5 protein-coding genes are annotated in these 6,211 nt (G+C 69.6%); all 5 read right to left on the bottom strand.

Annotated elements, in window-relative coordinates; all coding sequences use genetic code 11:
- Positions 1 to 106: 106 nt before the first annotated feature.
- From ACZ5ZX_RS22620 to rhaS, 5 genes are read right to left on the bottom strand one after another with little or no spacing between them, the layout of a single operon-like run.
- Positions 107 to 1,570, bottom strand: a complete 1,464-nt coding sequence (locus ACZ5ZX_RS22620; RefSeq protein ID WP_465504190.1) for a rhamnulokinase — start codon at positions 1,568 to 1,570, stop codon at positions 107 to 109.
- A gap of 23 nt (positions 1,571 to 1,593) precedes the next feature.
- Positions 1,594 to 3,624: a bifunctional aldolase/short-chain dehydrogenase gene (locus ACZ5ZX_RS22615; RefSeq protein ID WP_465503969.1), complete on the bottom strand. Its 2,031-nt coding sequence runs from the start codon at positions 3,622 to 3,624 to the stop codon at positions 1,594 to 1,596.
- A complete protein-coding gene (gene rhaI, locus ACZ5ZX_RS22610) occupies positions 3,621 to 4,796 on the bottom strand; it encodes an L-rhamnose isomerase (protein WP_465503968.1) in 1,176 nt (391 codons plus the stop codon). The genes ACZ5ZX_RS22615 and rhaI overlap by 4 nt, the downstream gene beginning before the upstream one ends.
- Positions 4,797 to 4,818: 22 nt before the next feature.
- The gene (locus ACZ5ZX_RS22605; protein ID WP_465503967.1) at positions 4,819 to 5,130 is read right to left on the bottom strand and encodes an L-rhamnose mutarotase; all 312 of its coding nucleotides are present in this window, start codon (positions 5,128 to 5,130) and stop codon (positions 4,819 to 4,821) included.
- A gap of 5 nt (positions 5,131 to 5,135) precedes the next feature.
- Positions 5,136 to 6,209 carry a rhamnose ABC transporter substrate-binding protein gene (rhaS, locus tag ACZ5ZX_RS22600; RefSeq protein WP_465503966.1) on the bottom strand — a complete coding sequence of 358 codons (1,074 nt, stop codon included), beginning with the start codon at positions 6,207 to 6,209 and terminating at the stop codon, positions 5,136 to 5,138.
- Positions 6,210 to 6,211: the final 2 nt, after the last annotated feature.

Here is a 6,211-nt window from a genome sequence, read left to right as displayed (position 1 = left end):
ACTTACAGGGGGCGGCGTGTTCGGGGGGGCGCCCTGGGTGGGGGGCGGGCCCCGGCGCGCGGGGGGTGGTAACGGTGGGGGTTGTGGGCCTTTTGGGTTAAAACCCCTAACCGCCACTCACGACCAACCCGAGCCGGGCTTCAGCGGCCTCCCATCCGGGATCCCGGCCTGAGGGCGCATACCGTCGCGGCGGATGCGTTTCCCGCACCAGCGCGCGCATCGCGGCCAGATCAGGCAGGGCGGCACCCAGGGTCCGGGCCTGCACGAGCACGTTGCCCAGTGCGGTCGCCTCCACCGGACCGGCGAGCACCGGCACGCCGCAAGCGTCGGCGGTCAGCTGGCACAGGAGTTCGTTGCGCGCTCCGCCGCCGACGACGTGGACGACGTCGATCGTCCGGCCCGTCAACGTCCCGGCTTGGCGGACCGTGCGGCGATAGGCCAGCGCGAGACTGTCCACAATGCACCGGACGACCTCACCGCGCGTGGACGGCGGACGCTGGCCGGTCTCCCGGCAGGCCCGCGCGATCCGGGACGGCATGTCCCCCGGTGGGAGGAACGCGGGCGTGTCGACGTCCACCACGGCGGTCAGCGGTGGCGCTTCGGCCGCTTCCGCGAGTAGGTCGGCCAGGTCGACACGGTCGCCGCGGGCCGCCCAGGTCCGGAGGGTTTCGGTCAGCACCCACAGGCCCATCACGTTGCGCAGGAAGCGGATCTTGCCGTCGACGCCGGTTTCGTTGGTGAAATTGGCGGCGAGCGCGGCGTCACCGAGTTCGGGCGCGTCGAGTTCGAGGCCGACGAGCGACCAGGTGCCCGACGAGATGTAGGCGAAGCTCGTGCCGGGTTCGGCGGGCACCGCGACCACGGCCGACGCCGTGTCGTGTGAGCCGACCGCGATCACCGGCGTCGACGGTAGCGCGAGGTCGGCGGCGAGCTCCGGCAGCAGCGTGCCGATCCGCTCCGCCGGCTCCCGCAGCGGCGGCAGGAGCCGCAGCGGGATTCCGGCTCGTCCGGCGAGGTCCACCGCCCAGGACCGCGCGCGGACGTCGTAGAGCTGGGTCGTCGACGCGTTGGTCCGTTCCGCGCCGGTTTCCCCGGTCAGCCAGTAGCCGAGCAGATCGGGGATCAACAGCATCGTCTCCGCCGAAGCCAGTCTGTCCACTTCGGACACCAGCTGGTAGAGCGTGTTGAACGGCAGCTGCTGCAACCCGGTGACGTCGTAGAGCTCCCGCGCCGGGATCGTCTTCCCGACCTGGTCCAGTACCCCGTCGGTACGGGAGTCCCGGTAGTGCACCGGATTTCCCAGCAGCGCGCCCGAACCGTCGAGCAGCCCGTAATCCACGGCCCACGAATCGATGCCGATCCCGGACAGCCCGCCACCGGCGTGCACCGCCTGGATACCGCGCAGCATCTCGCGATGGATGCCCAGCACGTCCCAGTACAGCGTCCCGCCCGCCCGCACGGGACCGTTCGGGAACCGGTGCGCCTCCTGGAGCCCGAGGTGCCCCCTGCCGACCGACCCCGCCATCACCCGCCCGCTGGACGCGCCGAGGTCGACCGCCGCCACCCGCAGCACCGGCACCGTCTTCTCCCGTCTCAGCGAAGGAACGCCGCCGCCACACCCGCGTCCACCGGCACGTGCAACCCGGTGGTGTGGGTCAGGTCGCCGCCGGTGAGCGCGAACACCGCCGCGGCCACGTGCTCGGGCAGCACCTCGCGTTTGAGGATCGTGCGCTGGGCGTAGAAGGCGCCGAGTTCCTCTTCCGGCACGCCGTACACCGCGGCCCGTTGCGCGCCCCAGCCGCCGGCGAAGATGCCCGAACCACGGACCACTCCGTCCGGATTGACGCCGTTGACACGGATGCCGTGCCCGCCCAGCTCGGCCGCGAGAAGCCGCACCTGGTGCGCCTGGTCCGCCTTCGCCGCACCGTAGGCGACGTTGTCGGGACCGGCGAACACCGAGTTCTTCGACGAGATGTAGACGATGTCGCCGCCGATCCCTTGCGCCACCATCGCCTTCGCGGCGGCCTGCGAAACCAGGAAGGATCCCTTCGCCATCACGTCGTGCTGCAGGTCCCAGTCGCGCTCGGTGGTCTCCAGCAGCGGCTTGGAGATCGACAGGCCCGCGTTGTTGACGACGAGGTCCACCCCGCCGAACGCGAGCACGGTGGCGTCCATGGCGGACCGGACGGCGGCGGCGTCGGTGACGTCCGCGGTCACCGCGATGGCCTGGTCGGCGCCACCGATGCCCGTGGCGACCGCGGCCGCCGCGTCCGCGTCGAGATCGGCGATCGCGACGCACGCGCCTTCGGCCGCGAGCCGCTCGGCGATGGCCTTGCCGATACCCGAACCGGCCCCCGTCACCAGCGCGATCCGGCCCGCGAGCGGTTTCGGTTTCGGCATCCGCCGCAGCTTCGCCTCTTCCAGCTCCCAGTACTCGATACGGAACTTCTCGCTCTCCGGGATCGGCGCGTAGGACGACACCGCCTCGGCGCCCCGCATCACGTTGATCGCGTTGACGTAGAACTCCCCTGCCACCCGCGCGGTCTGCTTGTCCTTGCCGAAGGAGAACATGCCGACACCGGGTACGAGCACGATCGCCGGGTCGGCGCCGCGCATGGGCGGGCTGTCCGGCGTCGCGTGCCGCTCGTAGTAGGCGCGGTAGTCCGCACGGTAGGCCTCGTGGAGTTCCTTCAGCCGGGCAACGACGTCCTCGATCGGCGCGGTCGCGGGCAGGTCGAGCACGAGGGGACGGACCTTGGTACGCAGGAAGTGGTCCGGGCACGACGTACCCAGCGCCGCGAGCGGCGCGAGCTTCTCCCGCGCCAGGAAGTCGAGTACCGCGTCACTGTCGGTGTAGTGCCCGACCTGGCGCAGGTCGGTCGAGGCGAGCCCACGGATCACCGGCGCGAGCGCCGCCGCACGGGTACGCCGCTCGGCCGCGGGCAGCGGTTCGAACCCCGGCACGATCGCCCCGAACGGCTCCGCGATCCCGCGGTCGGCGAGGAACTTCTCGGCCGTGCGGATGATCTCCAGCGAATTCCGTTGGCACTCTTCGGAAGTCGAGCCCCACGCGGTGATCCCGTGCCCGCCGAGGATCACGCCGATCGCCCGCGGGTTCGCGGCCTTCACCGCGGCGATGTCCAAGCCCAGCTGGAATCCCGGCCGCCGCCAATCCACCCACGCGACCCGGTCACCGAAGCACTCCTTCGTCAGCGCGGCGCCGTCGGCCGCGGTGGCCAGCGCGATACCGGAGTCCGGATGCAGATGGTCGACATGCGCGGCGTCGACCAGTCCGTGCATGGCCGTGTCGATCGACGGCGCCGCCCCGCCCTTGCCGTGCAGGCAGTAGTCGAACGCGGCGACCATCTCGTCCTCGCGCTCGACGCCCGGGTAGACGTCGACGAGGGCACGCAGCCGGTCCAGCCGCAGCACGGCCAGCCCCGATTCGGTCAGCGTCCCGAGGTCACCGCCGGACCCCTTGACCCACAACAGTTCCGTCGGCCGCGCGGTCACCGGGTCGAGCACTTCCCCCTTCGCCGAAGTGTTGCCACCGGCGAAGTTCGTGTTGCGCGGATCGGCGCCCAGCGCGTTGCTACGGGCGACGAGTTCGGACGGCACGCTCATGCTCCCCACCCCGCCTGCCGGCCACCGGCCCGCTCGGCCACGATCTTCTCCTGGTATCCACTGCGGTGATAGGCCGCGATCGGGTCCGGATCCAGCCCGGCTTCGGTGCGCAGTTCGGCCAGCAGCGGCCGGACGTCGGTGTTGTAGGCGTCCATCACGATCGCGTTGGCCTCCAATACCTTGCCGTCACGCTGCGCCGCCCGCAGCGCGTCCCGGTCGACCAGCAGGGCCTTCGCCGTGGCTTCCTGGACGTTCATCACCGAGCGGATGATCGCCGGGATCTTCGCCTCGATGTTGTGGCACTGGTCGAGCATGAAGTTGATGCCGTACGCCGGGTCCAGCGCGTCACCGCGGACGATCTCGTACATGATCCGGAACAGCTGGAACGGATCCGCCGCACCCGCCATCAGGTCGTCGTCGGCGTAGAACCGGGAGTTGAAGTCGAACGCGCCGAGCTTCCCGGCGCGCAGCAGGAAAGCGACGATGAACTCGATGTTCGTACCGGGCGCGTGATGCCCGGTGTCGATGCACACCGTCGCCTTCTCCCCGAGTTCCAGGCAATGCGCGTAGGACGTGCCCCAATCCGGGATGTCGGTGGCGTAGAAGGCGGGCTCGAACAGTTTGTACTCCAGCAACAGCCGCTGGCCGTCGCCGAGCCTGTCGTACGCCTCCCGCAGCGCCGCCGCCATCCGGTCCTGCCGGTCGCGCAGATCGTCCTGGCCCGGGTAGTTGATGCCGTCGGAGAACCACAGCTTCAGGTCACGCGATCCGGTGGCGTCCATAATGGACACCGCCTCCAGCAGATGGTCGGTCGCCTTGCGGCGCACCCCCGCGTCCGGATTGGTCACCGAGCCGAGTTTGTAGTCCTCGTCCTGGAAGACGTTCGTGTTGATGGCACCGATCTCGATGCCCAGATCCCTCGCGAAGCGGGCGAGCGCGCCGAAGTCGTCCACCCGGTCCCACGGGATGTGCAGGGCGACACTCGGCGCGACGCCGGTGAACCGGTGCACGGTCGCCGCGTCCGCGATCTTCTCCTCCGGCGTACGCGGCACGCCTGCCTGGGGGAACACCTTGAACCGCGTGCCGGAATTGGCGAACGCCCACGACGGTGTCTCGATCCGCTGCGTCCGCAGCGCGGATTTCACGGCCGTAAGGTCGGGCAAGTCGATCACGTCTTTCCTCGTCGAGCGCCGGTCAGGCGCTGTGGAACACCTCGGTCAGCAGGCGCAGGCTCTCGTCGGGCCTGCCGTCGGTGAAGAATTCCGCCATCTCCGCCTGCCAGCGGGAGTTGACCTCGGTGCGGGCCATCGCCGCCTGCGCCGCCGCGAGATCGTCGGCTTCGACGTAGCCGATGAGCAGCCCGTCTTCGCGCAGGAACAACGAATAGTTGCGCCAGCCGCTTTCCCGCAGCGCAGCGAGCATCTCCGGCCACACGGCCCGATGGCGCTCGGCGTATTCGGCCGTGCGGTCGGGTTTCACCTGGAGGCAGAAGCAATAACGCGCCATGGCGGTCAGAAGTCGAACTTGTCGATGTTGGCCGCGTCGAACGTCGTCGGCGGGCCGAGCACGATTTCCCCGTTCGCGCCGATGGTGTACTCGCCGAGCCTGCCCGCCTTGAACTTCTGGCCTTCGGCACCGGTGATCTGCCCGGAGCTCAAGGCGACACCGGCGTAGGCGGCCAGATAGCCGATGTCGGCCGGGTTCCACAGCGCGAACTGCTTGACCGTGCCGTCCTTGACGAAGGCGCGCATCTGGTTCGGGGTGCCCAGCCCGGTGACCGCGACCTTGCCCTGGTAGCTCGACGAGCTCACGTACCGGGCCGCGGCCGCGATACCGACGGTCGTCGGCGCGACGATGACCTTCAGATTCGGGAACGACTGCAGCAGGCCTTGCGCCTCCTGGAACGACTTCTGGTCGTCGTCGTTGCCGTAGGCGACCTTCACCAGCTTCAGGTTCGCGTACTCCGGTTTGGCCAGGGTCTGCTTGGCGACCTCGATCCAGGCGTTCTGGTTGGTGGCGTTGGGGGTCGCGGAGAGGATCGCGATCTCGCCCGACCCGCCGGACAGCTCCTTCGCCTGCTTCACCAGCTGCTCGCCGATGCCCTGCGTGGTGGCCTGGTTGATGAACACGTCACGGCAGTCCTTGGCCGCGTCGGAGTCGAACGCCACGACCTTGATCCCGGCGCCGCGTGCCTGGTTCAGCGACGGGCATACCGCGTTCGGGTCGTTCGCGGCGATGCCGATGACGTCCTGCTGCTGCTGGATGAGCGTGTTGATGTAGCTGACCTGCGAAGACGCGCTCGCGTCGTTCGGCCCGACCAGCTTGTACTCCCCTTTGAGCTCCTCCAGCGCCTGCTTGCCGCCGCCGACCTCGATGTCGCTGTAGGGGTTGTTGAGCTGCTTGGGCAGGAACGCCATCTTCACCCCCTCCTTCGTGGCCGCGCCCGGATTCGCGGCGGCGGTGGACTGGGCGGGGCCCGAACCGGCGTTGTCGTTCTTGGTGGTACCCCCGCAAGCGGCGAGGGCGACCACCAGCCCGGCGGTGGTGGCGGCCGAGAGAACGCCGGTAAGGAATCGACGCGTCATTG

Source organism: Amycolatopsis sp. NPDC033938, from assembly GCF_055575975.1.
Note: the sequence above shows the minus strand (reverse complement) of the source record. Positions and strands in the feature narration are given on the sequence as shown.

What these genes read in the sequence shown, in the direction of transcription:
- ACZ5ZX_RS22615 (WP_465503969.1), bottom strand. Translation starts at nt 3,624, where the DNA reads ATGAGCGTGCCGTCCGAACTCGTCGCCCGTAGCAACGCGCTGGGCGCC.
- rhaS (WP_465503966.1), bottom strand. Translation starts at nt 6,209, where the DNA reads ATGACGCGTCGATTCCTTACCGGCGTTCTCTCGGCCGCCACCACCGCC.
- ACZ5ZX_RS22605 (WP_465503967.1), bottom strand. Translation starts at nt 5,130, where the DNA reads ATGGCGCGTTATTGCTTCTGCCTCCAGGTGAAACCCGACCGCACGGCC.